Source organism: Bradyrhizobium sp. CCBAU 51765, from assembly GCF_015291725.1.
Lineage (GTDB): Bacteria > Pseudomonadota > Alphaproteobacteria > Rhizobiales > Xanthobacteraceae > Bradyrhizobium > Bradyrhizobium liaoningense.
The window spans coordinates 3,939,720-3,965,658 of the sequence record NZ_CP030038.1; the positions used below are offsets into that span (position 1 = coordinate 3,939,720).

25 protein-coding genes are annotated in these 25,939 nt (G+C 64.9%); 20 read left to right on the forward strand and 5 right to left on the reverse strand.

Annotation, left to right across the window (positions count from 1 at the left end):
- Positions 1 to 66: 66 nt before the first annotated feature.
- The gene (locus XH96_RS18895; protein WP_194393768.1) at positions 67 to 1,443 is read right to left on the reverse strand and encodes a HAMP domain-containing sensor histidine kinase; all 1,377 of its coding nucleotides are present in this window, start codon (positions 1,441 to 1,443) and stop codon (positions 67 to 69) included.
- A complete protein-coding gene (locus tag XH96_RS18900) occupies positions 1,440 to 2,114 on the reverse strand; it encodes a response regulator transcription factor (protein WP_028177605.1) in 675 nt (224 codons plus the stop codon). The genes XH96_RS18895 and XH96_RS18900 overlap by 4 nt, the downstream gene beginning before the upstream one ends.
- 195 nt (positions 2,115 to 2,309) lie before the next feature.
- On the opposite strand from XH96_RS18900, the gene XH96_RS18905 reads away from it, so the two are divergent.
- From XH96_RS18905 to glsA, 4 genes are all read left to right on the forward strand, one after another.
- Positions 2,310 to 2,636, forward strand: coding sequence for an NIPSNAP family protein (locus tag XH96_RS18905; protein WP_194393769.1), 327 nt, complete (start codon positions 2,310 to 2,312; stop codon positions 2,634 to 2,636).
- A gap of 117 nt (positions 2,637 to 2,753) precedes the next feature.
- Complete coding sequence (gene kdsA, locus XH96_RS18910) at positions 2,754 to 3,602, forward strand: 3-deoxy-8-phosphooctulonate synthase (protein WP_194393770.1); 849 nt, start codon at positions 2,754 to 2,756, stop codon at positions 3,600 to 3,602.
- The gene (locus XH96_RS18915; RefSeq protein ID WP_194393771.1) at positions 3,602 to 4,807 is read left to right on the forward strand and encodes an MFS transporter; all 1,206 of its coding nucleotides are present in this window, start codon (positions 3,602 to 3,604) and stop codon (positions 4,805 to 4,807) included. Before kdsA ends, XH96_RS18915 begins: the two co-directional genes overlap by 1 nt.
- Before the next feature lie 108 nt (positions 4,808 to 4,915).
- Positions 4,916 to 6,790: a glutaminase A gene (glsA, locus tag XH96_RS18920; protein ID WP_194393772.1), complete on the forward strand. Its 1,875-nt coding sequence runs from the start codon at positions 4,916 to 4,918 to the stop codon at positions 6,788 to 6,790.
- Here glsA and XH96_RS18925 read toward each other — a convergent pair.
- Positions 6,787 to 7,581: an extracellular solute-binding protein gene (locus XH96_RS18925; protein WP_194393773.1), complete on the reverse strand. Its 795-nt coding sequence runs from the start codon at positions 7,579 to 7,581 to the stop codon at positions 6,787 to 6,789. The two genes, glsA and XH96_RS18925, sit on opposite strands and share 4 nt — an antisense overlap.
- Before the next feature lie 15 nt (positions 7,582 to 7,596).
- Complete coding sequence (gene queF / locus XH96_RS18930) at positions 7,597 to 8,085, reverse strand: preQ(1) synthase (RefSeq protein ID WP_194393774.1); 489 nt, start codon at positions 8,083 to 8,085, stop codon at positions 7,597 to 7,599.
- 126 nt (positions 8,086 to 8,211) lie between these two features.
- On the opposite strand from queF, the gene eno reads away from it, so the two are divergent.
- Entirely contained in the window at positions 8,212 to 9,495 is a 1,284-nt protein-coding gene (eno, locus tag XH96_RS18935) for a phosphopyruvate hydratase (protein WP_194393775.1), read from the forward strand.
- Between the two features lie 37 nt (positions 9,496 to 9,532).
- Positions 9,533 to 10,666, forward strand: a complete 1,134-nt coding sequence (locus XH96_RS18940; RefSeq protein ID WP_194393776.1) for a zinc-binding dehydrogenase — start codon at positions 9,533 to 9,535, stop codon at positions 10,664 to 10,666.
- Positions 10,667 to 10,742: 76 nt separating this feature from the next.
- Here XH96_RS18940 and XH96_RS18945 read toward each other — a convergent pair whose 3' ends face one another.
- A complete protein-coding gene (locus XH96_RS18945; protein WP_194393777.1) occupies positions 10,743 to 11,480 on the reverse strand; it encodes an SDR family oxidoreductase in 738 nt (245 codons plus the stop codon).
- Positions 11,481 to 11,578: 98 nt separating this feature from the next.
- On the opposite strand from XH96_RS18945, the gene XH96_RS18950 reads away from it, so the two are divergent.
- From XH96_RS18950 to XH96_RS19015, 14 genes are all read left to right on the forward strand, one after another.
- Complete coding sequence (locus tag XH96_RS18950; RefSeq protein WP_194393778.1) at positions 11,579 to 12,568, forward strand: AraC family transcriptional regulator; 990 nt, start codon at positions 11,579 to 11,581, stop codon at positions 12,566 to 12,568.
- A gap of 120 nt (positions 12,569 to 12,688) precedes the next feature.
- Positions 12,689 to 13,687, forward strand: a complete 999-nt coding sequence (locus XH96_RS18955; RefSeq protein ID WP_194393779.1) for an MBL fold metallo-hydrolase — start codon at positions 12,689 to 12,691, stop codon at positions 13,685 to 13,687.
- Positions 13,688 to 13,863: 176 nt separating this feature from the next.
- Positions 13,864 to 14,415 (forward strand): NADPH-dependent FMN reductase, encoded by a 552-nt coding sequence (locus tag XH96_RS18960; RefSeq protein WP_194393780.1) that lies wholly within the window; start codon positions 13,864 to 13,866, stop codon positions 14,413 to 14,415.
- 164 nt (positions 14,416 to 14,579) lie between these two features.
- On the forward strand, positions 14,580 to 14,897 hold the full coding sequence (locus tag XH96_RS18965; RefSeq protein WP_028177591.1) for a septum formation initiator family protein: 318 nt from the start codon (positions 14,580 to 14,582) through the stop codon (positions 14,895 to 14,897).
- 208 nt (positions 14,898 to 15,105) lie between these two features.
- Positions 15,106 to 16,065: a GAF domain-containing protein gene (locus XH96_RS18970; protein WP_194393781.1), complete on the forward strand. Its 960-nt coding sequence runs from the start codon at positions 15,106 to 15,108 to the stop codon at positions 16,063 to 16,065.
- A 267-nt stretch (positions 16,066 to 16,332) separates the two neighbouring features.
- Positions 16,333 to 17,850: an aldehyde dehydrogenase gene (gene adh / locus XH96_RS18975; RefSeq protein WP_194393782.1), complete on the forward strand. Its 1,518-nt coding sequence runs from the start codon at positions 16,333 to 16,335 to the stop codon at positions 17,848 to 17,850.
- 305 nt (positions 17,851 to 18,155) lie between these two features.
- Complete coding sequence (pdhA, locus tag XH96_RS18980) at positions 18,156 to 19,178, forward strand: pyruvate dehydrogenase (acetyl-transferring) E1 component subunit alpha (RefSeq protein WP_061881821.1); 1,023 nt, start codon at positions 18,156 to 18,158, stop codon at positions 19,176 to 19,178.
- Between the two features lie 29 nt (positions 19,179 to 19,207).
- Positions 19,208 to 20,599 (forward strand): pyruvate dehydrogenase complex E1 component subunit beta, encoded by a 1,392-nt coding sequence (locus XH96_RS18985; protein WP_194393783.1) that lies wholly within the window; start codon positions 19,208 to 19,210, stop codon positions 20,597 to 20,599.
- A gap of 3 nt (positions 20,600 to 20,602) precedes the next feature.
- On the forward strand, positions 20,603 to 20,905 hold the full coding sequence (locus XH96_RS18990; protein ID WP_035702462.1) for a DUF5076 domain-containing protein: 303 nt from the start codon (positions 20,603 to 20,605) through the stop codon (positions 20,903 to 20,905).
- 2 nt (positions 20,906 to 20,907) lie between these two features.
- Entirely contained in the window at positions 20,908 to 21,360 is a 453-nt protein-coding gene (locus XH96_RS18995; RefSeq protein ID WP_194393784.1) for a nucleoside deaminase, read from the forward strand.
- 64 nt (positions 21,361 to 21,424) lie between these two features.
- Positions 21,425 to 22,762, forward strand: a complete 1,338-nt coding sequence (locus tag XH96_RS19000) for a pyruvate dehydrogenase complex dihydrolipoamide acetyltransferase (protein ID WP_194393785.1) — start codon at positions 21,425 to 21,427, stop codon at positions 22,760 to 22,762.
- 22 nt (positions 22,763 to 22,784) lie between these two features.
- Positions 22,785 to 23,018, forward strand: coding sequence for a hypothetical protein (locus tag XH96_RS19005; protein ID WP_194393786.1), 234 nt, complete (start codon positions 22,785 to 22,787; stop codon positions 23,016 to 23,018).
- A gap of 17 nt (positions 23,019 to 23,035) precedes the next feature.
- Positions 23,036 to 24,457 carry a dihydrolipoyl dehydrogenase gene (gene lpdA, locus XH96_RS19010; RefSeq protein ID WP_194393787.1) on the forward strand — a complete coding sequence of 474 codons (1,422 nt, stop codon included), beginning with the start codon at positions 23,036 to 23,038 and terminating at the stop codon, positions 24,455 to 24,457.
- A gap of 144 nt (positions 24,458 to 24,601) precedes the next feature.
- Positions 24,602 to 25,843 (forward strand): threonine synthase, encoded by a 1,242-nt coding sequence (locus XH96_RS19015; RefSeq protein ID WP_194393788.1) that lies wholly within the window; start codon positions 24,602 to 24,604, stop codon positions 25,841 to 25,843.
- The last annotated feature ends 96 nt before the right edge of the window (positions 25,844 to 25,939 follow it).

A 25,939-nucleotide genomic window follows, 5' to 3' on the forward strand; every position in this document is an offset into this window, starting at 1 on the left:
GACGGATGCAATGTTGCGGAGGTGCATTGCGACTGCATTGCGCTTCAGCGGCGAATGCGGATTGAATCAACTCTGTCGGACCGGCGGCAGCGTCATCCGAAAACAGGCTCCGCCCTCCGGCCCGTCCGCTACGGAGACCTGGCCGCCATGCAGCTGCACGATCTCGCGCACCATGTTGAGGCCGAGGCCGGCGCCGCGATCGAGCGGCATCAGCCGATAGAACGGCTCGAAGATCTGTTCGCGCTGATCGGCAGGAATTCCGCGGCCTTCATCGGTGACCTCGATAGTCGCGGGCGTGCTGACGCGAATCCCGATCGTGCCGCGGCGGGGGCCGTGCTGGATCGCGTTCTGCACGAGATTGGTCAGTGCGCGCTCCAGGGCTGCCGCATCGCCGGTCGTCTCGACCGGTGTCGCCGGCGCATCAAGCGCCAGCTCGTAGCCGGCGGCAATTGCCAGCGGCGCGAGGTCGGCGGCGACGCTTTGCGCAACGGCGGCGAGATTGACGCTGGTGAAGGGATGGCAGCAATGGTCGAGCCGCTGGATATCGAGCAGCTGGTCGGCGAGCGTCGCCAGCCGTGCGGAATCTTCCAGCAGGCGGGTCTTGTCCGGTCCTGGGGCAAGCGATTCCAGCCGCGTGTTCAGAATGGCGATCGGTGTGCGAAGCTCGTGCGCCGCATCCGCGACAAACCGCCTGTGGCGGGTATAGCCCTGGTCGAGCCGCGCCAGCGCGTCGTTGATCGCGGTCACGAGCGGCAGCGCCTCCAGCGGGATCCGCTCCACCGGGAGCCGCGCGCCGCGCTGATGAATATCGATGCGCCGGGCCTCGTCCGCTGCGGAATCGAGCCCCCTGAACGTGCTCCGCAGGATCATCGGCGTTGCGATGAACGTCGCCGTTCCCATCAGCAGCAGGCCGGGCAGGGCAATGCCGAGGAACGCGAGTGAGGTCGTGAACAGCGCCTTGGCGCCGGTGAGACGTCCTTGCGTTGCGGTGACGACCTGCACATTGCCGGCGTCGGTGTCGACCCGCTTCAGCCGCGCCGCCGGCTTGCGCGGATCGTCCTCGAGCAGCTGCCAGCCGAGCCGCGCCTGGCTGATCTGGTCGAGACCACCGCCGATCGCGGCGAATTCGGCCGGCACGGAGCCTTCGCTGAGCGAACGCCCCAGCCGGTCGCGCACCAGGAACCAGAGGTCTGGCGTCTCACTGCGCAACTGGTTCAGCTCGGCCGTCGGCCGCAAGGCCAATCCGCCTTGCGCGTCGCGCGTGAGCGCGCGCTGGACGACATCGATGACGCGGTCCTCGTCCCTCTCGGCCAGCACGAAGCCGGAGGCACAAAGCCCGGCGAGGACGATTGCAATCAGCGCGACCAGGATCGCGGCCTGAAGCGAGAGCAGGCGCCAGCTCAGCCGCGAGCGCAAGCAATAGGGGTCGTCGTGTTTGCTCATGGCAACTTCTTGAGCAGATAGCCAACGCCGCGAATGCCGTGGATCTCGATACCCGCATCCGCCTCCGCGAGCTTTCGCCGGAGCCTCGAGACATGCGTGTCGAGCGCGTTCGACTGGATCTCGTCGTCGAAATTGTAGACCGCCTCTTCCAGCGCCGAGCGCAGCACGGTTCGTCCCATGCGACGAACCAGGGCTTCCAGCACCAGGAGCTCGCGGCGCGGCAGCTCGAACGGCTGGCCGTCGATGCTGGCCTCGCGATGGCCGACATCGAAGGCGAGGCGGCCCGCGCGGATGATTTCGGGGGAGAGGCCGGCGGGCCGCCGCAGCACGGCGCGCAGCCGCGCCAGCAGCTCCTCGACTGCAAACGGTTTTGCCAGATAGTCGTCGGCGCCGCTGTCGAGCCCGGCGATGCGGTCGGCGAGCTCCCCGCGCGCGGTCAGGACGATGATCGGCACGCCGTCGGCGCGCGCACGGAGCTTTGGGATCAGGGCAAGGCCATCGCCGTCGGGAAGCTGGCGGTCGAGCAGGACCGCGGCATGGACGTCGGCCGAAATGGCCTCCTCCGCCTCGGCGAGCGTCGGGGCATGGTCCACCACCATGTCGTAGCGCTTCAGCGCCGAGGCCAGCGCACCGGCCATCTCCGCTTCATCCTCGACGAGCAAAATCCGCATTTAACAGGCACCTAAACCGCAACTGAGCCTTTCTAGCGGCCCGATCATTGCGGCAGCATTGCGGGAGCCCGGGGCGGCGCAGTGCCGGTAGCTGTCCAGCCATGCGCGGGACGCTACGGGGGCGGCCGGGCGAGGCTCAAGACACTGTCGTGACCAGCCGGTATAACCGCCGGACCTGTTTGGGGAGGAGCATGAATGATCTACGAGATGCGCGTCTATCGCTGCGTGCCCGGCCGGCTGCCGGCGCTCTTGAGGCGGTTCGAGACCGTCACGCTGAACCTGTGGGAGAAGCATGGCATCCGTCAGGCCGGGTTCTTCACGACGCTGATCGGTGAATCCAACCAGGAGCTGACCTATTTCCTCGCCTGGGAGTCGCTCGCCGAGCGTGAGAAGAAGTGGGGTGCGTTCATGACCGACCCGGACTGGCTCGAGGCGCGGGCGAAGTCGGAGGCTGACGGCCAGATCGTCGGCAACATCGTCAGCCAAATCCTGGCGCCCACCGCCTTCTCGGCGGTGAAGTAGCCCTCCCTGCCGCAACGGGGAACCCTGGCGCAACCCTGATATTCGAACGGCCCGGGCGGAAGAGGGTTGATCCGACCCTCATCACGGCTATGGTCGCGCCGAAATGAGGGATTTGTCTTGAGCTCTTCGAATTCAGCGGCGCCGGTCGTCACCATTGGCACGGTCAAGTTCGGCAATGATCTGCCGATCTCGATCATTGCCGGGCCGTGCCAGCTCGAGAGCCGCCAGCATGCGCTGGAGGTCGCCTCCGCGCTGAAGGAGATCGCCGCGCGGCTGAACATCGGCCTCGTCTACAAGACCTCCTTCGACAAGGCCAACCGCACCAGCGCGTCGGCGGCGCGCGGGCTTGGCCTCGCCCAGTCGCTGCCGATCTTCGCCGAGATCCGATCATCGCTCGGCCTGCCGGTGCTGACCGACGTGCACGAGGCCACGCAATGCGCCGAGGTGGCGCAGGCCGTGGACATCCTGCAGATCCCTGCGTTCCTATGCCGGCAGACCGATCTCCTTCTGGCTGCGGCCGCAACCGGCAAGGTCGTCAACGTCAAGAAGGGCCAGTTCCTGGCGCCCTGGGACATGGCCAATGTGGTGAGCAAGATCACCGGCGCTGACAATCCCAACGTGCTCGTCACCGAGCGCGGCGTGTCCTTCGGCTACAACACGCTGGTCTCCGATATGCGCGCGCTGCCGATCCTGGCGCGTACCACCGGCGCGCCCGTGATCTTCGACGCCACCCATTCGGTGCAGCAGCCGGGCGGGAAGGGGACCTCGTCGGGCGGCGAGCGCGAATTCGTGCCGGTGCTCGCACGCGCGGCCGTTGCGGTCGGCGTTGCCGGCGTGTTCATCGAGACTCATCCTGATCCCGACCGCGCGCCCTCGGACGGACCCAACATGGTGCCCCTGCGCGAGTTCGAGGCGCTGATCGCCAGGCTGATGGCATTCGACGTTCTCGCAAAGAATCCGCGCTGATGCAGGAAGGCGAGGCGCGGCCGCACGATCACGGCTTGCCGACAGCGCTCTACGTCATATCAGGCGCCAGCTTCGCCGCAGCCCTGTCGGCGCGCGCGCTCGATCCGGTGCTGCCGCACGTCGCCGAGGATTTTGGCGTCAGCATCGCCACTGCCGCGGGCTTTGCCGCGGTGTTCGCTTTTACCTTCTCGATCATCCAGCCGATCATCGGCGCCGCCGCCGATCTGTTCGGCAAGACGCGGCTGATGATCGGCTGCCTCGCGCTGCTCGGCCTTGCCAACATCCTCGGCGCGCTCTCGTCCTCGTTCTCGGTTCTGTTCGCGACCCGCATCCTGGCCGGCATCGGCTCCGGCGGCGTTTTTCCGGTGGCGCTGAGCCTCACCAGCGATCTCGTCGGGCCCGACAAACGCCAGGTCGCGATCAGCCGCACGCTCGCCGGCGCCATGACCGGAAATCTGCTCGGCGCCTCGGCTTCCGGCCTGATCGGCGATTTCCTCGGCTGGCGTGGCGTGCTGGCGGTGCTCGGCGCGCTCGTGATCGTCGCCTCGATCGCCGTTGCGGCCGGCTTCCGTGGCGCCAAGGTCAAGCATCCGCCGAAGACGAGCCTGTCGGCGCTGAAGGCCGGCTATCGCACCATCTTCACCAATCCGAACGCCTATGTCTGCTACTCGGCGGTGTTCATCGAAGGCTGCTGCGTGCTCGGGCTGTTTCCCTACATCGCCTCGTTCCTGTTCGAGCTCGGCCAGACCTCGCTGTCGATCGCGGGCATCGTCATCGCCGGCTTTGCGGTCGGCGGCCTGTTCTACACGCTGACGGTGTCGCGGCTGCTGCCTTGGCTGGGCGTGAAGGGCATGATGATCGCAGGCATGACGCTGGTGGCCTCGCAGCTCGTCGCCGTGGCTTTCGGTCCGCGCTGGGAGGTTCAGGCGCTGAACCTCGTCGTGATGGGCTGGGGATTCTACATTGCCCATGGTTGTCTCCAGGTGTTTGCCAGCGAGCTCTCGGTCGAGGCGCGCGCCACCGCGCTGTCGCTGCATTCGTTCTTCTTCTTCATGGGGCAGACCGTGGGGCCGCTCGCCTATGGCTTCGGGCTTCAGCACGCCGGCAAGATGCCGACGCTGTTCGCGAGCGCAGGGATCATGGTGGTGCTGGGCCTCGTCTGCGCCCGACTGCTCAAGCAGCGCGCGCCGGCGGATGCGCGCTGACGTCCAGGGGGCGCCCTGGAGTGGGCTGTCGCCCCACCATGACACCGTTAGTCGCGTATGCATGGCACACGAATTGCTTTTAATCTGGGCAAATCGAGGTGTGAGACCGTGGATGCGCAGCCCGACCGTTTGCCCAGCCCAGCAGGCACGCCTGGATCGACCGGGTATCCCACCAGGCCTCCGCTCCGCCGCTTCCTATCCGATTGCCATGAGGAGTTCAGGCTCGATCATTCCGGCGTGCTTGCCGACTACATCCCCGAGCTGAAGCGCGCCAACCCCGATCATTTCGGCATCGCGCTCGTTACCATCGACGGCCATGTCTACGAGGTTGGCGACAGCGCAGTGCCGTTCACGATCCAGTCGGTGTCGAAGGCGTTCGTCTTTGCGCTGGCGTTGGAGATGGTCGGCGAAGAGCGTGTCGCGGCCACCATCGGGGTCGAACCGAGCGGCGAGGCGTTCAATTCGATCCGGCTCACCAACGACAACCGTCCCTTCAACCCAATGGTCAATGCCGGCGCGATCGCCTGCTCGGGCCTGATCTACGAGGTGGACGGGAAGGGCGCCTTCGAGCGCGTCCGCGCCAAGCTCAGCGAGTTCGCGGGCCGCCAGCTCGGCGTCGATGATGCCGTTCATGCCTCAGAGACGGCGACTGGCAATCGCAACCGCGCCATTGCCTGGCTGCTTCGGAATTACGCGGTGCTGCCGGATGACGTCGATGCCGTGCTCGACGTCTATTTCCGCCAGTGCGCCATCCTCGTCACGGCCCGCGATCTGGCTGTGATGGCGGCAACGCTTGCGAACCGCGGCATCAATCCAGTGACGGGCGTACAGGTGATCACGCCGCACATCGTTGCGCGCACGCTGTCGGTGATGACGAGCTCGGGCATGTACGACTATGCCGGCGAGTGGACCTATCGCGTCGGTATCCCCGCCAAGAGCGGCGTCGGCGGCGGTATCGTCGCGGCGCTGCCCTCGCAGATGGGTCTCGGCACCTTCTCGCCGCTGCTCGACGACCATTTCAACAGCGTGCGCGGCCTGAAGGTCTGCGAGGCGCTGTCGGCGCGGTTCGACCTGCACATGCTCAACCGCAATGCCGACGTGCGCACCAGCATCATGGCGGATTACGACATCTACGGGATCTCCTCGCGCCGCAGCCGCCAGCCGCACGAGCAGCAGATCCTCGACGAGCGCCACAGCAACGTCCGTGTGCTCGAACTTGTCGGCGCGATGAATTTCGGCACCATCGACTATGTGACGCGAAAGCTCAGCAGCGAGCCGCCGGACGCGCCGCTTCTGATCATCGATTTCCGCCGCGTCCCCGACATCACCGCGGCCGGCGCGGAGCTGCTCGGCGAGACACTGACTGCACTCGGCAATGCCGGAGTGACCACCATTCTGTCCGGCTTCGAGGGCACCTCCTCGGTGTGGAGCGCGATCGCCGCACGCACCGCCGAGCCGCGCCGGCTGCGCCGCTTCGCGCTGCTCGACGATGCCATCGAATGGGCCGAGGACCAGGTGATCTACCGCTTCGGCGGTTTCACCGATCTCAAAGAGAGCGCGCAACTGGGCGAACAGGCGTTGCTCGCCGAACTCGACGCCGACGAGATCGCCGCGATCGTCAAGCTGTCGACCACGCGGCATTACGCGGCCGGCAAGCGCATCGTCACGGCAGGCGAGCCCGCCAATTCGCTGTTCTTTCTCCAGAGCGGCATGGTCAGCGTGAAGCTGCCGAGCGGCGTGCGGCTCGCCTCGCTTGGCCCCGGCATGGAATTCGGCGAGATGGCGATCCTGGAGCAAAGCCGGAGCGCAGACGTCTTCGCCGACACGCCCGTCACCTGCCTCGAACTGCCGCTGGACAGCTTTGCCGATTACCGCCGGCTGCACCCGGAGACGTCGCTGAAGATCATGCGCAATCTCGCCGCGATCCTGGCGCGGCGGCTCGTCGCGGCTAACGCCAAGGTCGATTTGCTCAGCGCGTATTAATTGGCTCCGGTCGGGATCGGCTCCATTCCGCTCGCGATGATCGCCTCGCGTGCGGCGGGGGAAGCGAGGAAGTTTATCAAGGCGCGGCCAGCCTCCGGCTCCTTGGCGCCCGTCGCGATCCCAGCCGAGAAGATCGTGATCTTCTGCAATTCGTCCGGCAGTGGTCCGACGATGTCGATGCCCTTGACGGGCTTCAATTCGCTGATCTGCTGAAATCCGAGCTCGGCCTCGCCGTGCGCGACGATCTCGCCGACCGGCGTTGCCGGAATCTTGCGCGCCTTGTCCTTCATGACGTCGGCAATGCCGAGCTTGTCGAACATCTCGGTCGAGACGTAGACGCCGCTGGCGCTGTCGGAATAGGCGATCGTCTTTGCCGCCAGCAGCGCGCGCTTGATGGCATCGGCAGAGCTGATGTCCGGCTTCGGCGCACCCGATTTCACGGCGATTCCGATCGGCGACCTCGTGAGATCGACCTGGCTACCGGCGACGACCTTGCCTTTGCTCGCGAGGTCGTTGAGGGCATAGCCCACCATGATCAGGACATCGGCCGGCTCGCCGCGCTCGAGCCGCACCGGGATCGCGTTTGCGGTCGTCCCCATCGACGGCCCATATTCCGTGAGCACCTTGTTGCCAGTGGCCTTCTCGAATTCCGGCACGAGCGACTTGTAGGCGCCCGTCAGTCCGCCCGAAATCATCACCCGCACCTCAGCGGCATCCGAAGCGCCGGTCAGCAAGAGGACGCCGAGGATGCCTAGCGCAAAATTGCGGAACGTTGTCGAGATTGGTTTCATCGTCTTGTTCTCCAACTAGCCCCGCCCGCGATACGGCGCGACGCCTTGCTCGGGCACCCACAGGCCCTTCGGTACGCGGCCGGTCTGCCAGAACACGTCGATCGGGATGCCGCCGCGCGGATACCAGTAGCCTCCGATGCGCAGCCATTTCGGCTTGATCTCGCTGGCGATACGCTTGCCGATCATCACGGTGCAGTCCTCGTGGAAGGCGCCGTGGTTGCGGAAGCTGGCGATGTAGAGCTTGAGGGACTTCGACTCCAGCAGCCACGCACCCGGTGCGTAGTCGATCATCAGATGCGCGAAGTCAGGCTGGCCCGTCACCGGGCAGAGGGAGGTGAATTCCGGCACGGTGAAGCGCACCAGATAGTCGGTCCCTTCTTGCGGATTGGGCACGCGGTCGAGTCGAGCCTTCTCCGGCATATCCGGCCATTCCACGGCACGGCCAAGCTGCAAAGAACCTGAGTTCTCAGGTGAGTTGTTCGATTTGCTGGGCTTTTTCGACATCAGGCCGCCTCCGGGGTGGACCTCTTAGCCAATCATCGGGCGGCCGTCACCCGGCCTTTTCCACTTCGATGCATTGCGGTAGAAGCACCGCCAACTGCCCCCTTCGTTCCCGGAAAAGAGGCCCTCATGACCGCCATCATCGACATCATCGGACGCGAAATCCTCGATAGCCGGGGCAATCCCACCGTCGAGGTCGATGTCGTGCTGGAGGACGGCGCACTCGGCCGCGCCGCGGTGCCGTCGGGCGCCTCCACCGGCGCCCATGAGGCCGTGGAACTGCGCGACGGCGACAAGGCCCGCTATCTCGGCAAGGGCGTGACCAAGGCGGTTGGCGCTGTCAACGGCGAGATCTTCGAGGCCCTGAGCGGCCTCGATGTCGAGCAGCAGGCCCAGATCGACCAGATCATGATCGACCTCGATGGCACGCCGAATAAGAGCCGGCTGGGCGCCAATGCCATCCTCGGCGTCTCGCTCGCCTGCGCCAAGGCCGCCGCGAACTCGCTGGACATGCCGCTCTACCGTTACGTCGGCGGCACCTCGGCGCGCCTGTTGCCGGTGCCGATGATGAACATCATCAACGGCGGCGTGCATGCCGACAACCCGATCGACTTCCAGGAGTTCATGATCCTCCCCGTCGGCGCGTCGAGCTTTGCCGAGGGCCTGCGCTACGGCGCTGAGGTGTTCCACACGCTGAAGTCGGAGCTCAAGAAAGCCGGCCACAACACCAATGTCGGCGACGAGGGCGGCTTCGCGCCGAACCTGCCGTCGGCGGATGCCGCGCTCGACTTCGTCATGAACGCGATCGGCAAGGCCGGCTTCAAGGCGGGCACCGACATCGTGCTCGGCCTCGACTGCGCCTCGACCGAGTTCTTCAAGGACGGCAAATACGTCTACGAAGGCGAGGGCAAGACCCGCTCGATCTCCGAGCAGGCGAAGTATCTTGCAGACCTTGTCTCGCGCTATCCGATCGTGACCATCGAGGACGGCATGTCGGAAGACGACATGGACGGCTGGAAGGAGCTCACCGATCTCATCGGCAAGAAGTGCCAGCTGGTCGGCGACGATCTCTTCGTCACCAACGTCAAGCGCCTCGCCGAAGGCATCAAGGCGGGCCGCGCCAACTCGATCCTGATCAAGGTCAACCAGATCGGCACGCTGACCGAGACGCTCGCCGCCGTCGAAATGGCGCACAAGGCCGGCTACACCTCGGTGATGTCGCACCGCTCGGGCGAGACCGAGGATTCCACCATCGCCGACCTCGCGGTCGCCACCAATTGCGGCCAGATCAAGACCGGCTCCCTTGCACGCTCCGATCGCACCGCCAAATACAACCAGCTCCTGCGCATCGAGCAGCAGCTCGGCAAGCAGGCGCTCTACGGCGGCAGGGCGGCACTGAAGGCGCTGGCATAAGCCGGCGCCGCGCAAAGACGGACAGGGGAGGATCGACATGAGCGACGGCAAGACCGGACTGCAACTGCGTTCGCTGTTGAAGAAGAGCGGCGAGCTGGAATTGTCGCTCGTCAATGTCCCGACGCCCGAGCCGGCCGACGACGAGGTCGCGGTTCGCGTCGAAGCCTCGCCGATCAACCCCTCCGACCTCGGGCTCCTGATCGGGCCGGCCGACATGTCGGCCGCCAAGGCTTCCGGCACCAAGGAGATGCCGGTCATCACGGCGACGATACCGGAAGCTGCGATGCGGATGATGACGGCCAGGTTCGATCAGTCGCTGCCGGTCGGCAACGAGGGGGCCGGCACGGTGATCGGAACCGGATCGTCGGACGCGGCGAAGGCGCTGATGGGCAAGACGGTGTCGATGATCGGTGGCGCGATGTACAGCCAGTACCGCGTGCTCAAGGTCCGCGACGTCATGGAGCTGCCGGCGGGCACCACGGCCGCCGACGGCGCGTCCTGGTTCGTCAATCCGCTGACAGCGCTCGGCATGACCGAAACGATGCGGCGGGAGAACCACAAGGCGCTGGTGCACACGGCCGCCGCCTCCAATCTCGGCCAGATGCTCAACAAGATCTGCATCAAGGACGGCATCGGCCTCGTCAACATCGTCCGCAGCAAGGAGCAGGCCGACATCCTGCACAAGATCGGCGCCAAATACGTCGTCGATTCCAGCGCGCCTGATTTCATGGACGACCTCACCAACGCGCTGGTCGAAACCGGCGCCACCATCGCCTTCGACGCGATCGGCGGCGGCAAGCTGGCGAGCCAGATTCTGACCGCCATGGAAATCGCGGCCAACAGGACCGCGAAGGAGTACAGCCGCTACGGCTCCAACGTGTACAAGCAGGTCTATATCTATGGCAGCCTCGACACGCGTCCGACCGAGCTGAACCGCTCGTTCGGCCTGAGCTGGGGCGTCGGCGGCTGGCTGCTGACGCCGTTCCTCCAGAAGATCGGCCCGGCCGAGATCGGCCGCCTGCGCCAGCGCGTGGCGTCCGAGCTGAAGACCACCTTCGCCAGTCATTACACCAAGGTGGTGTCGCTTCCCGAGGTGCTCGATCCCGCCAACATCGCGGTGTACGCCAAACGTGCCACCGGCGAAAAATTCCTCATCAACCCGAATAAATAATCGAGACCTGCAACGGCGCGTGACCCTCCGGGGGCAGGGACCGTCGCGCCGGTCTATCCCGGCTTGATCGACATGTTCATGCCTGAGCAGTCGGGCGAACGACGATCTCGCCGACATCCACGCTATCCGGTTGCGCTATCGCGAACGCGATGGCTTCTGCGATCGCGCCCGCCGGAATGGCCAGCGCCTTCATGCTCGCCAGCCCCTCCGCCCGTAGCGCGGAATCCGTCATGGAGGATGGAAGCTCGGTGTCGACATAACCGGGGGAGATGGTCGTCACCCGAAGCGAGGGGCCGGCCTCCTGACGAAGCCCTTCGGAAATCGCCCTGACGGCGTTCTTCGATCCCGCGTAGACGGCCATTGTCGGAACGATCTTGATGCCGGCAGTCGACAGGGTGTTGACGAAGTGGCCAAAGCCCTGACGACGGAAGACGGGAAGGGCCGCAGCGATCCCGTAGAGCACGCCTTTCACGTTCACGTCGATCATATCGTCCCAATCGTCGACCCTCAGATCGTCCAGACGGGAAATCGGTGCAATCCCGGCATTGTTGATCATGACGTCCAGCTTTCCGCATCGGTCTGTTGCGAGACCGACGAGCCTGGCGACATCCTCGCGCTGCCTGACGTCGGTGACGAGATACAACGCCTTTCCGCCCTTCGAGGTGATGCTCGCGGTCAGCATCTCCAGCCTCTCGGAACGGCGTGCGGCGAGGACCACGATGGCGCCACGTTCTGCGAGATGCCGGGCAGTGGCTTCGCCAATTCCGCTGCTGGCGCCGGTGATGGCGATGACCTTGCCTGCGATGCCTGTCATAGGTGTTCCATCCAATTCGTTGCGCGATGAAATTCGCATCGGCAGCGAGGATGATCTATGTTTGAAATGCTCGAAAATCGTCGAGATCGGATCAAGCCTTGGACAAACTTTCGGACGAGCGCTTCGACAAGCACTTGGGTAGACAGTTGGGCAAGACCTTGGACCCTCTGTCCCAGGCCTTCTCACTCTTGGACGTTCGCGCCGCGCGTTGCACGAGGTTCGAGGCGGGCGGGCATTGGTCGTATCGGTTCCCGGCAAAACCCGCCCTGAAGTTCGGCGCGGTCATCCGAGGCGATTGCTGGATCGATTTCGGCGACGAAGCCCATCATCGGCTTGCCACCGGCGACTGTTTTCTTCTGGCCAATGCACCAGCCTACATTCTGGCCAACGACGAACGCCTCGCGCCCGAAGACGGAATAACGGCGTTCGATTGGGCGCAGTCGGATGTAGCGCGTGGCGCGGGGAGCGATACCGTTCTGCTTGCCGGCAGTTTTGGTTTCGAGGCATCGGACGCCGAGTTGCTGCTCGATGCGCTGCCTCGCTTTCTGCTCATACCATCGCGCAGTCCGTCGGCAGCCGTCATTCATTCCACGCTCCACATTCTCGACCTTGAAATCAGGGGGACGGGAATCGGAGCGGCCGTACTCACCGACAGGCTGGCCGACGTCCTGCTCGTCCAGGTGCTCCGCGCGGCGCTGGATCAGGATGCCGGCGAGGGACTTGGATGGATCAACGCGCTGGTTGATGCCAGGATCGGCAAGGCAATCAGGCTGATGCACGAAGACGCTGCTCACCCCTGGACCCTGGAGGCACTGGCCGACGCGATCGCAATGTCGCGATCCGCATTTTCGAAGCGGTTCAAGTCCCTGGTGGGGCTGGCGCCGCTCGACTACCTCCTTCGGTGGCGAATGCGGCTTGCGCGCGATCAGCTGCGACGTGGTGCGACCGTCTCGGCAACCGCCGCGCAGCTGGGATACTCGTCGGAGAGCGCCTTCGGGCATGCCTTCAAACGAATCTACGGCCATGCACCGAAGCGATACTGGCGTGGACAGGCCACCGGCGAAAAAATTCCCCACCGCCCCAAATAAATAATCGTGACGTGCGACGGCACGTCACCGAAAGAAGGTATTGCCTTCTGAGCGGCGCGGGGGATTATTCCGCCGCCATTTCAAGCGGAAGAACCGCAAGGCGCTCAGAAGGGACATTCCATGACCGATCTCAATCGCCGTCACCTGCTCGCAGGCGCCGCCGCCATGGGCGCGGCGGCCGTCACCGGGCTCGGGCCCATCGCCGCGAATGCCTCAGCCCCGCCAGCCGGGACGCAGGCGCCGGGCTTCTATCGCTACAAGGTCGGCAGCTTCGAGTGCACCTCGATCAACGATGGCGCGCGCACCTTCCCGATGCCGGACAAGTTCGTCGTCAACATTCCGAAGGAGGAGGCGCTGGCGGCCGGGGAGGCGGCCTACATGCCGAAGGGCATGGTCACCGTGCCGTTCAATCCGCAGCTCATCAACACCGGCTCCAAGCTGGTCCTGATCGACACCGGCAACGGCATTGCCAATTTCGAGGCGAGCAAGGGCGCGGTCGGCCGCACGCTGCAAAACCTTCAAGCCGCCGGCGTCGATGCCAAGAACGTCGACGTCGTGCTGTTGTCGCATCTGCACCCCGACCATACCAACGGCATCCGTTTGGCCGACGGCGCGCTGGCCTTCCCGAATGCGGAGATCATGGTGCCGGGCAAGGATTGGGAGTTCTGGACCAGCGAGGACAACGCCGCCAAGGCCGAGGCCAATCCGATGATGAAGAACTACTTCGCCAACGTGAAGAAGACCTTCGCCGGCCTCGAATCCAAGGTGACGAAGTACGAGTGGGGCAAGGAGGTCGCGCCCGGCATCACCTCCATCGCGACACCCGGCCACACGCCCGGGCACACCTCCTTCGCAGTCGCCTCGGGCGACGCCAAGGTGCTGATCCAGTCCGACGTCACCAACATTCCGGAGTTCTTCCTGCGCAATCCGGACTGGCACGTGGTGTTCGACAACGACGCCGCGATGGCGCAGGCGACGCGCCACAAGTTCTACGACATGGCGGCAGCGGAAAAGGCGACCGTGATCGGCTTTCACTTCGCCTTTCCCTCGGTCGGCCGTGTCGAGAAGGACGGCGCCAAATATCGCCTGATCCCGTCGGCGTGGAATCCGACGATCTGATCTGCACGCGACGTTTGCGCGAACGATCGGGGCGCCGCTTGGCGGCCCGATTTGTTTGGGCTGCATTCGCGAAACGCAGCGTTTCCAAACCGGACCAATTCATGCACTTGCATCCATTGCTCCGGATGGCTTAAGTGCCCTCCGGGCACTCCCGCTCAAGCCCTCGAGGACATTTCATGGCCTACAACATCGTCACGATTGCCGGCAGCCTGCGCAAGGACAGCTTCTCGCGCAAGATCGCCAATGCGCTCGCCAAGCTGGCGCCTGGCTCACTCAAGCTCGAGGTCGTCACGCCGGCAGGCATTTCGTTCTTCAACCAGGACCTCGAGGGCGCGCCGCCCGCGGACTGGCTCGCCTTCCGCGAAAAGCTCCAGAAGTCGAACGGCGTCCTGTTCGTCACGCCCGAATACAACCGTTCGATCCCGGGTGTTCTGAAGAATGCCATCGACGTCGCCTCGCGGCCCTACGGCAAGAGCTCGTTTCTCGGCAAGCCGGTCGGCATCATCTCCAACTCGCCGGGGCTGCTCGGCGGCGTCAGCGCGGCCAAGCATCTGCAGAACATTCTGCCGGGCATTTCCGGTCCGGTTCTCCAGCAGCCGGAAATCTACCTCAGTGGCGTCGGCGACGCCTTCGACGCGGACGGCAATTTGACCAAGGACTCCCTCAAGACGGTGCTGCAGCAATTCATCGACGCCTTCGCCGCGCATGTGGCGAAACATCAGGGCTGAGGTCTCGCTCTCTCCGTCATGGCCGGGCTTGTCCCGGCCATCCACGTCTTTGCCGACCTCACCGAAGAATGTGGATGCCCGGGACAAGCCCGGGCATGACGATGGCGTATGTATTGAGGAAGGCAATTAGCACTCCCTTAACCAACCTGTCCCATCCTGCCAGGATGGTCTCCCGCGCGCGCCTGAAATCGATCCTGACCGGTCTTGCCCTCTATGCGATGGCAGCGGCCATCGTCGGTTATTTCGGCGTCAACGCCTATACCGGCAAATACGGCCTCAACGCACGCCAGGAGCTCGACCAGGAGATCATCGCGCTGACCAGCGAGCTGGCGCAGCTCAAGCGTGAGCGCGCCAGGAGCGAACAGCGGGTGTCGCTGCTGCGGTCCGAGAAGATCGACCCCGACATGCTGGACGAGCGAGCGCGCTTCCAGCTCGACTATGTCAATCCGCGCGACCTCGTTCGGATGATCCCGGCGAAGTAGCGCATCCGCAGCTTTTTGAAAGCGACACCGAAAGCCGCTGCCGAAACCGAATTGCGTGTCGCAATTCCGGCGAAAGTCGTAGGCCTGGAACCAGACAGCCGCCTTGACGGCCGCGCCGCAACGGGCGCATGGCTTCAGGCGCCTTTGTTGACGCAGATCAACCGGGCAGCACCGGCAGTTTCTAGACTGCCGTCCGGAGGAAACAGTGATGAATGGGTCAATGCCCCGGCATCACGCGGCCCGTGTCGAGGCCGCCATCGCGTCAGGCCAGGCGGCTCGGTCCGCGCTCGTGGCCTCGTGGCGTCGTTCCTCCAGATTGCATCATCTCGATCCCGGCGGCCGCACCGCACCGATGCGGCTGACCGAAGCCGAGCTGCAGCGGGCGCGCGAACGTGTCGCGCCGCTTCTGGCTGCGGCGCAGGGCGCGATGGACCGCCTGTATCAGGCCGTCGGCGCCGCGGGCTGCTGCGTGCTGCTCGCCGACGGCGATGGCGTGCCGGTCGATCGCCGCGGCACGGTGGCGGACGACGCGACGTTTCAGTCCTGGGGCCTGTGGACGGGTGCGCTCTGGAGCGAGGAGCACGAGGGCACCAACGGCATCGGCACCTGCCTCGTCGAGCAGCGTCCGCTGACGATCGATCGCGACCAGCATTTCTTTGCCCGCAATACGCTTCTGAGCTGCACCGCCGTTCCGATCTACGATCATGAGGCGGCGCTCGCGGGCGTGCTCGACGTCTCCTCCTGCCGCGCCGACCGCACCGACGCCTTCGCCAGCCTGATCGCACTCGCGACGGGCGAGGCCGCCAAGCGGATCGAGGCCGACCTGTTTCGAAAGGCTTTTGCCGATGCCCGCATCGTGCTGACGCAAGCTGCGGACGGAAGTTGCAGCGGCTTCGTTGCGGTCGATGCGGACGATCTCGTGATCGGCGCGACCCGCTCTGCCCGGGTGGCGCTTGGAATCGCGCCCGGCCGGGCCTTGCAGCCGGTGCCTGCCGCCGACCTTCTCGGCGGCGATACCGCACGCGATCACCTTGCCGGCGGCCAGCGCGCGGTGTTGCAGCGCGCGCTGCTCCGCGCCGGCGGCAATGTCTCGGCAGCCGCCAAGGCCCTCGGCGTCAGCCGCGCCACGTTGCACAGGAAGCTGAAGCGGTTCGAGCTGAACCACTGAGCTCAGCCGTCATTGCGAGCGCAGCGAAGCAATCCAGAATCTTTCCGCGGAGGGACTCTGGATTGCTTCGCTGCGCTCGCAATGACGGTGGGGTGGGCATGAGCGCTCCATCTCGCGCGTGCCTCGTCCACGACTGTCGCAGAACTGCGACAGGTCCGCCCCACCATCGCTCCCGCCCGGGCTGACAGAAAACGCCCCCCGCATCATCGTCGGCGCAAGTCGTGAACACACGACGACAAGCGCAAGCACAAACATCGGGAGTGATCAATGAACAAGGTGGAATTCCTCAGCGTCACCAAAGTTCCCTTTGCCGAACGCTACGACAATTTCATCGGCGGCAAGTTCGTGGCGCCGATCTCCGGCAAATATTTCGACAATGCCTCGCCGGTGACCGGCCAGGTCGTCTGCAAGATCGCGCGATCCGACGCGCAGGACGTCGAGGCGGCGCTCGACGCGGCGCACGCCGCCAAGGCCGCCTGGGGCCGCACCAGCGTCGCCGAACGCGCCGCGGTCCTCAACAAGATCGCCGACCGCATGGAAGACAATCTCGAGCGCCTTGCGATTGCCGAGACCTGGGACAACGGCAAGCCGATCCGCGAGACCCGGGCCGCCGACCTGCCGCTCGCGATCGATCATTTCCGCTATTTCGCCGGCGTCGTCCGCGCCCAGGAAGGCTCGATCGGCGAGATCGACCACGACACCATCGCCTATCATTTCCACGAGCCGCTCGGCGTGGTCGGCCAGATCATCCCCTGGAACTTCCCGCTGCTGATGGCCTGCTGGAAGCTCGCGCCGGCGCTTGCCGCCGGCAATTGCGTCGTGCTCAAGCCCGCCGAGCAGACCCCGGCCTCGATCATGGTCTGGGCCGAGATCATCGCGGATATCCTGCCGCCCGGTGTCCTCAATATCGTCAACGGCTTTGGCCTGGAGGCCGGCAAGCCGCTGGCGTCCAGCCCGCGCATCGCCAAGATCGCCTTCACCGGCGAGACGTCGACGGGCCGGCTGATCATGCAGTACGCCAGCCAGAACCTCATTCCGGTCACGCTTGAGCTCGGCGGCAAGTCGCCGAACATCTTCTTCAAGGACGTCATCGCCGAAGACGACGACTTCTTCGACAAGGCGATCGAAGGTTTCGTCATGTTCGCGCTGAACCAGGGCGAGGTCTGCACCTGTCCGAGCCGGGCGCTGGTCCACGCGGATATCTATGACCGCTTCATGGAGCGGGCGCTGAAGCGCGTCGCCGCGATCAAGCAGGGCGATCCGCGCGATCCCACGACCATGATCGGCGCGCAGGCATCCAGCGAGCAGCTGTCCAAGATCCTCTCCTACATCGACATCGGCAGGGAGGAGGGCGCCAAGGTGCTGGCCGGCGGCGGCCGTGCCGAGCTCGCGGGCGATCTCGCCGGCGGCTTCTACGTCCAGCCGACCGTGTTCGAGGGCCACAACAGGATGCGAATCTTCCAGGAGGAGATTTTCGGCCCCGTCGTCTCGGTCACGACCTTCAAGACCGACGAGGAGGCGCTCGCGATCGCCAACGACACGCTCTACGGGTTGGGTGCCGGCGTCTGGAGTCGCGACGCCAACCGCTGCTACCGCTTCGGCCGGGAGATCCAGGCCGGCCGGGTCTGGACCAACTGCTACCATGCCTATCCCGCGCATGCGGCCTTCGGCGGCTACAAGCAGTCGGGCGTCGGGCGCGAGACCCACAAGATGATGCTCGATCACTATCAGCAGACCAAGAACCTCCTGGTCAGCTATAGCCCGAAGAAGCTCGGCTTCTTCTGATGAGGATGTCGCGCTCACAAGGTCGTCATGCCCGGGCTTGTCCCGGGCATCCACGTCCCGGCCGCAGCTAAGAACGTGGATGGCCGGGACAAGCCCGGCCATGACGTTGCGGGGGCTGCAGCGCCCTGTTCGTGGCGAGCTCTCCTGCACATAGATTTGTTGCCCGATCGGCGCCAAAGATTTTGCAATATTTCGATCACGTTGCAGTGCGGCATAATGAAAGGCGTGTCATGCCGCCGCGGTGCTTTCGCACGCGGTTGACTTGGGTTAGAGAGGGCGAAAGTTTTCTCTGACCCGGAATTCCCATGGCCGCCCCCAAGAAAGCCGCCGCAAGCCCTCCACAGGATAAGACCGACGGCGGTTCGCCTCCGGAATTCACCAGGGAGCAGGAGCTCAAGGCGCTCCGCGACATGCTGCTGATCCGCAGGTTCGAGGAAAAGGCAGGCCAGCTCTACGGCATGGGCGCGATCGGCGGCTTCTGCCACCTCTATATCGGCCAGGAGGCCGTGGTGGTCGGCATGCAGATGGCGCTGAAGCAGGGCGACCAGGTCATTACCGGCTATCGCGATCACGGCCACATGCTTGCCACCGGCATGGATGCCAACGGCGTCATGGCCGAGCTCACGGGCCGCCGCGGCGGCTACTCCAAGGGCAAGGGCGGCTCCATGCACATGTTCAGCAAGGAGAAGCACTTCTATGGCGGCCACGGTATCGTCGGCGCCCAGGTCTCGCTCGGCACCGGTCTCGCCTTTGCCAATCACTATCGCAGCAACGACAATGTCAGCGTCACCTATTTCGGCGACGGCGCGGCCAATCAGGGCCAGGTCTATGAGAGCTTCAACATGGCGGAGCTCTGGAAGCTGCCGGTGATCTACGTCATCGAGAACAACCGCTACGCCATGGGCACGTCGGTCTCGCGCGCCTCGGCGCAGCAGGATTTTTCCAGGCGCGGCGTCTCCTTCAACATCCCCGGCAAGCAGGTCGACGGCATGGACGTCCGTGCCGTGAAGGCGGCGGGCGAGGAGGCGGCGGCCTGGTGCCGCGCCGGCAAGGGGCCTTTCATCCTGGAGATGCAGACCTATCGCTATCGCGGGCACTCGATGTCCGACCCTGCAAAATATCGCACGCGCGAGGAGGTCGAGAAGGTCCGCCACGACCAGGATCCGATCGAGCAGGTGCGCAACCGCCTCCTGGCGGCGAAGGTCAGCGAGCAGGATCTGAAGGCGATCGATGCCGAAGTGCGCGACATCGTCAACGCCGCTGCCGATTTCGCCCAGCACGATCCCGAGCCGGATGCCGCCGAGCTCTGGACCGACGTTTACCGCTGAACGCGCGCAAGCTTTCTTTTGGAGCCAATATGCCAATTCAAGTGCTGATGCCCGCGCTGTCGCCCACGATGGAGAAGGGCAACCTCGCCAAATGGCTGAAGAAAGAGGGCGAGACGATCAAGTCCGGCGACGTCATCGCCGAGATCGAGACCGACAAGGCGACCATGGAGGTCGAGGCGACCGACGAGGGCACGCTCGGCAAGATCCTGATCCCCGAGGGCACCGCCGACGTTGCGGTGAACACGCCGATCGCCACCATTCTCGCCGATGGCGAGAGCGCAGCTGATCTCGGCAAGGCGTCCGCGCCGGCCAGGCAGGAGAAGGCTGCCGAGTCGGCGCCCCCGGCCGCCGCCAAGGCCGAGGCGCCGCAGCCGAAGGCCGCGCCTTCTGCCCCGCAGGTCGTTGCCGAGCCGGATCCGGAAGTGCCCGCCGGTACCGAGATGGTGACGCAGACCATCCGCGAAGCGCTGCGCGATGCCATGGCCGAAGAGATGCGCCGCGACGCCGACGTCTTCGTGATGGGTGAAGAGGTCGCCGAATATCAGGGCGCCTACAAGGTGACCCAGGGCCTGCTCCAGGAGTTCGGTGCCAAGCGCGTCATCGACACCCCGATCACCGAGCACGGGTTTGCCGGCGTCGGTGTCGGTGCCGCGATGACCGGCCTGAAGCCGATCGTCGAGTTCATGACCTTCAACTTCGCCATGCAGGCGATCGACCAGATCATCAACTCCGCGGCCAAGACGCTGTACATGTCCGGCGGCCAGATGGGCTGCTCGATCGTGTTCCGCGGCCCCAATGGTGCGGCCGCGCGCGTTGCCGCCCAGCACAGCCAGGATTACTCGTCCTGGTACTCGCACATTCCGGGCCTGAAGGTGGTCGCGCCGTATTCGGCCGCCGACGCCAAGGGCCTGCTCAAGGCCGCGATTCGCGATCCCAATCCGGTGATCTTCCTCGAGAACGAGGTGCTCTACGGTCACACCGGCGAAGTGCCCAAGCTGGATGATTTCATCATCCCGATCGGCAAGGCGCGCATCGTGCGCTCCGGCAGCCACGTCACCATCATCTCCTGGTCGAACGGCATGACCTATGCGCTCAAGGCCGCCGACGAGCTCGCCAAGGACGGCATCGAGGCCGAGGTGATCGACCTGCGCACGCTGCGCCCGATGGACACCGAAACCATCGTCAACTCCGTCAAGAAGACCGGCCGTGCGGTCACGGTGGAAGAGGGCTGGGCCCAGAGCGGCGTCGGCGCCGAGATCGCCGCGCGCATCATGGAAAACGCTTTCGACTATCTGGATGCGCCGGTTGCGCGCGTCTCCGGCAAGGACGTCCCGATGCCCTATGCCGCGAACCTGGAGAAGCTCGCGCTGCCTTCGGCGGCGGAAGTCGTCGAGGCCGCCAAAGCCGTCTGCTACAGGTAGATCATGGCGGGCCCCAAGGAGCAGCCACTTCCGCCCGACGTCATGAGCCGCGACGACGCGGTCGAGATCCTGCGCGTATTCGTGCTGGACGGCGGGCTGTCGATGGCGTTCCAGCGCGCCTTCGAGGAGCCCGACATGTGGGGCCTCCTGCTCGTCGATCTCGCCCGCCACGCCGCGCGCGCCTATGCGCGCGAAAGCGAATACACCGAGGAGGACGCGTTGAACCGGATCCTCGACATGTTCCAGGCCGAGATCGAGCGTCCCACCGACACCGGCACCACGACGCCGCGCGGGAAGGGGCACTGACCATGGCGATCGAATCCTACCACTTCGATTTCATGCTCGAGGCGATCCGCGAGGCTGAAGCCTCGATCGCGCAGGGCGGCTTGCCGATTGGCGCGGTGCTGACGCGTGATAATAAGATCATCGCCCGCGGCCACAACAACCGCGTGCAGGAGAACAATCCGATCCTGCACGGCGAGATGAGCTGCCTGCGCGAAGCCGGCGCGATCTCGTTCCACGACACGGTCATGTACACGACGCTGTCGCCATGCTCGATGTGCGCGGGCGCGCTCGGGCTGTTCAAGGTCAAGCTGGTCGTGATCGGGGAATCCGTCACCTTCGAGGGCTCCAAGGACATCCTCGACAAGTTCGGGATTCCCTGGATCGACCTTGCCGACGACCGCTCCATCACGATGATGAAGAATTGGCGTTCCATCCCTGCCAATGAGCGCCTGTGGCAGGGCGACATCGGCAACTAAAACCTGGTCCGTTCGTCTTCGCTGTCGAAAGACGACGTTTTGCAAAGTTCTTCTTGAGGTCAGCATGCCCATCAACATCCTGATGCCCGCTCTCTCGCCGACGATGGAGAAGGGCAACCTCGCCAAGTGGCTGAAGAAGGAAGGCGACAAGGTCAAATCCGGCGACGTCATCGCCGAGATCGAGACCGACAAGGCGACCATGGAGGTCGAGGCGATCGACGAGGGCACGATCGCCAAGATCCTGGTGCCCGAGGGTACGCAGGATGTCCCGGTCAACGACGTGATCGCCGTGCTCGCCGGCGAAGGCGAGGACGTGAAGGCTGCGGGCAGCGCCAAGCCCAGCGCCTCGGCCGCGCCACCGAAAGCTGCTGAAGCACCTGCTACTGCGCCTGCTGCGCCCAAGGCTGCGCCGGCGCCCGCCGCCGCACCTGCGCCGCAGGCCGCAGCACCGGCCGCGCAGAGCAACGGCCATGGCGGCCGCGTGTTCTCGTCTCCGCTGGCGCGGCGCCTGGCCAAGGACGCCGGCATCGATGTCTCGATGATTGCAGGTACCGGCCCGCATGGCCGCGTGGTGGCCCGCGACGTCGAGCAGGCCAAATCGGGCAAGGGCCTCAAGGCCCCTGCTGCTGCTCCGTCGTCCGCGCCTTCGATCGCGCCGACGATGTCGGACAAGCAGATCCTGTCGCTGTTCGAGCCCGGCTCCTACGACATCGTCCCGCATGACGGCATGCGCCGCACCATTGCACAGCGCCTGACCGCGTCGATCCAGAACGTCCCGCACTTCTATCTCACCATCGACTGCGACATCGGCAAGCTGCTCGCCGCGCGCGAGGAGATCAATGCGGCGGCTCCGAAGGACAAGGAGAAGAAGCCGCTCTACAAGATCTCGGTCAACGACTTCGTCATCAAGGCGATGGCGGTGGCGCTGCAGAGGATCCCGAACTGCAACGTCAGCTGGACCGAAAGCGGCATGGTCAAGCATCACCATTCCGACGTCGGCGTTGCCGTCGCGATGCCGGGCGGGCTGATCACGCCGATCATCCGCAAGGCCGAGACCAAGACGCTCTCGACCATCTCCAACGAGATGAAGGATTTTGCCGCGCGCGCCCGCTCGCGCAAGCTCAAGCCCGAAGAGTACCAGGGCGGTACCACGGCCGTCTCCAACCTCGGCATGTACGGCATCAGCCACTTCACCGCCGTGATCAACCCGCCGCATGCGACGATCCTTGCGGTCGGCACCAGCGAGGAGCGCCCCGTCGTGCGCGGCGGCAAGATCGAGATCGCGCACATGATGAGCGTGACCTTGTCCTGCGATCACCGCGCCATCGACGGCGCGCTCGGCGCCGAGCTGATCGGCGCCTTCAAGCAGCTGATCGAAAACCCCGTGATGATGATGGTCTGACGCGGCGGCAGAGGGGGCAACCTTGCATGTCCGGACCCGCTGGCCATGGATATCGCTGCTGCTCGGAGCCGTCGTCGCGCTCAACCCGATCGGGCTCGATTTTCTTCGTTCTGCGTTCTTTGCCGGCGAGCAGCTGGCGCGGAACATCGCCCAGCCGATCGTGCTCACCGCACTGGCCGTGATGGTCGTGGTGGTGGCGCTCGAATGGCTGGTGAGGTCTCTTTTGGTCAAGCGCCGCGCCCGCGGCGCCTCTTGAGTTGAACGGGAGCCGCTATGGCCGACACATCCTTCGACGTCATCATCATCGGCTCCGGTCCCGGCGGCTACGTCACCGCGATCCGGGCCGCGCAGCTCGGATTCAAGACGGCAATCGTCGAAAAATCCTATCTCGGCGGCATCTGCCTGAACTGGGGCTGCATCCCGACCAAGGCGCTCTTACGCTCGGCCGAGATCTACCACTACATGCAGCACGCCAAGGATTACGGCCTGTCGGCCGAGAAGGTCTCGTTCGATCCGCAGGCCGTGGTGCAGCGCTCGCGCGGCGTCGCGAAGCAATTGAATACTGGCGTCGGCTTCCTGATGAAGAAGAACAAGGTCAGCGTGATCTGGGGCGCGGCCTCGATCGACGCGCCCGGCAAGGTCACCGTGAAGAAGTCCGATGTCGAGCCCCCCAAGGGGGCGTTGGGCGAGGGCACCTACCAGGCCAAGCACATCATCGTCGCGACCGGTGCGCGGCCGCGCGTGCTGCCCGGGCTCGAACCCGACAAGAAGCTGGTCTGGACCTATTTCGAGGCGATGGTGCCGGAGCGGATGCCGAAGTCGCTGCTGGTGGTCGGCTCCGGGGCGATCGGCATCGAGTTCGCCTCCTTTTTCCACACCATGGGCTCCGACGTCACCGTGGTCGAGGTGCTGCCGCAGATCCTGCCTGTCGAGGATGCCGAGATCGCCGGCCTGGCGCGCAAGCGTTTGGAGAAGCAGGGCATCAAGATCATGACCTCGACCAAGGTGGCCAAGCTGGAGAAGAAAGCCGACAGCGTCGTCGCCACCATCGACGACGGCAAGGGCAAGCCTGTCGCGACCGAGTTCGAGCGCGTGATCTCGGCGGTCGGCGTCGTCGGCAACATCGAAAATCTCGGCCTGGAAAAGGTCGGCGTGAAGACCGACCGCGGCATCATCGTCGTCGACGGCCACGGCAAGACCAACATCCCCGGCATCTATGCCATCGGCGACGTTGCCGGCCCTCCGATGCTCGCGCACAAGGCCGAGCATGAAGGCGTGATCTGCGTCGAGGCGATCAAGGGCCTCAATCCGCATCCTATGGACAAGAACCTGATCCCGGGCTGCACCTATTGCCAGCCGCAGGTGGCGTCCGTGGGCCTCACCGAAGCCAAGGCGAAAGAGAGCGGCCGCGAGATCCGCGTCGGCCGCTTCCCCTTCGTCGGCAACGGCAAAGCGATCGCGCTCGGCGAGGACCAGGGCCTGGTCAAGGTGATCTTCGACAAGAAGACCGGCCAGCTCCTCGGCGCCCACATGGTCGGCGCGGAGGTCACCGAGCTGATCCAGGGCTACGTCGTCGCCATGAACCTGGAGACCACGGAAGAAGAGCTCATGCACACGGTCTTCCCGCATCCGACGCTGTCGGAGATGATGAAGGAAGCCGTGCTGGATGCGTATGGAAGGGTGTTGAATATTTGACGGACGAGCGCGTCGCCCGCCACCGTCGTTGCGAGCGCAGCGAAGCAATCCAGACTGTCTCTGCGGAACGACTCTGGATTGCTTCGCTGCGCTCGCAATGACGAGCAGAGAGAACCGATTGCAGAATAAGAAGGAAATCAACCCATGCACGACAACGACAACCTCGCCATCGAACGCCCCACTTTCGTCACCCATCTCGAATGCGCGATGGAGGGCGATCATTACGCCGCCGACCAGGTCCACAACCTCTCCAAGGCCGGCAAGCCGCTTCTTGTCCGCTACGACCTCGCCGGCGTGAAGAAGGCGCTGACGAAGGATGTGCTGGCCCAGCGCCCCGGCGACATGTGGCGCTACCGCGAGCTGCTGCCGGTGCGCAAATGCGAGGACATCGTCTCGCTCGGCGAGGTCACCACGCCGCTGATCCGGCTCCCTAAGCTCGGCAAGAAGCTTGGCGGCGGCGAGATCATCGTCAAGGACGAGGGGCGGCTGCCGACCGGCTCGTTCAAGGCACGCGGGCTCGTGATGGCGGTGTCGATGGGCAAGGCGCTCGGTATCAAGCACATGGCGATGCCGACCAACGGCAATGCCGGCGCGGCGCTGGCAGCTTACGCCACGTCCTGCGGCATCAAGACCACGATCTTCTGTCCTGCCGACACGCCCGAGGTGAATGTCAGCGAGATCGAGCTGCAGGGCGCGACTGTCTACCGCGTCAACGGCTATATCGATGACTGCGGCAAGATCGTGGGCGAGGGAAAGGCGAAGGTCGGCTGGTTCGACACCTCGACGCTGAAGGAGCCGTACCGCATCGAAGGCAAGAAGACGATGGGCCTCGAACTCGCCGAGCAGCTCGGCTGGGACGTGCCCGATGTGATCTTCTATCCCACTGGCGGCGGCACCGGCCTGATCGGCATGTGGAAGGCGTTCGACGAGCTCGAGAAGATCGGCTTCATCGGAAGCAAGCGCCCGCGCATGGTTGCGGTGCAGGCCTCGGGCTGCGCGCCGATGGTGCGCGCTTACGAAGCCGGGACCGAGCACGCCACGCGCTGGGAGGACGCCCACACCATTGCCTCGGGCATCCGTGTGCCGCAGGCGATCGGCGATTTCCTGATCCTGCGCGCGGTGCGGGAGAGCAAGGGTTTTGCGATCGCCGTCGACGACGACAAGATCTCGTCGGCGCTGAACGAGGTTGCGCGCGAGGAGGGGCTGCTGTTGTGCCCCGAGGGCGCCGCCACCTACGCCGCCTACAAGCAGAGCCTCGCCGACGGCCGCGTCAGCAAGGCCGACCGCGTGATGCTGTTCAACTGCGCGACCGGCCTGAAGTACCCGCTGCCGCCGGTCACCCGCACGCTCGACCGCCACAAGCCGATTGACTACGCGCAGTTCTAAAGCATGATCCGGAAAAGTGCGCAGCGGTTTTCCGAAAAGATCATGCTAAGCAACAATCTAAAGCGCGATGACGTTTCATCCTGATCGCATCGCGCT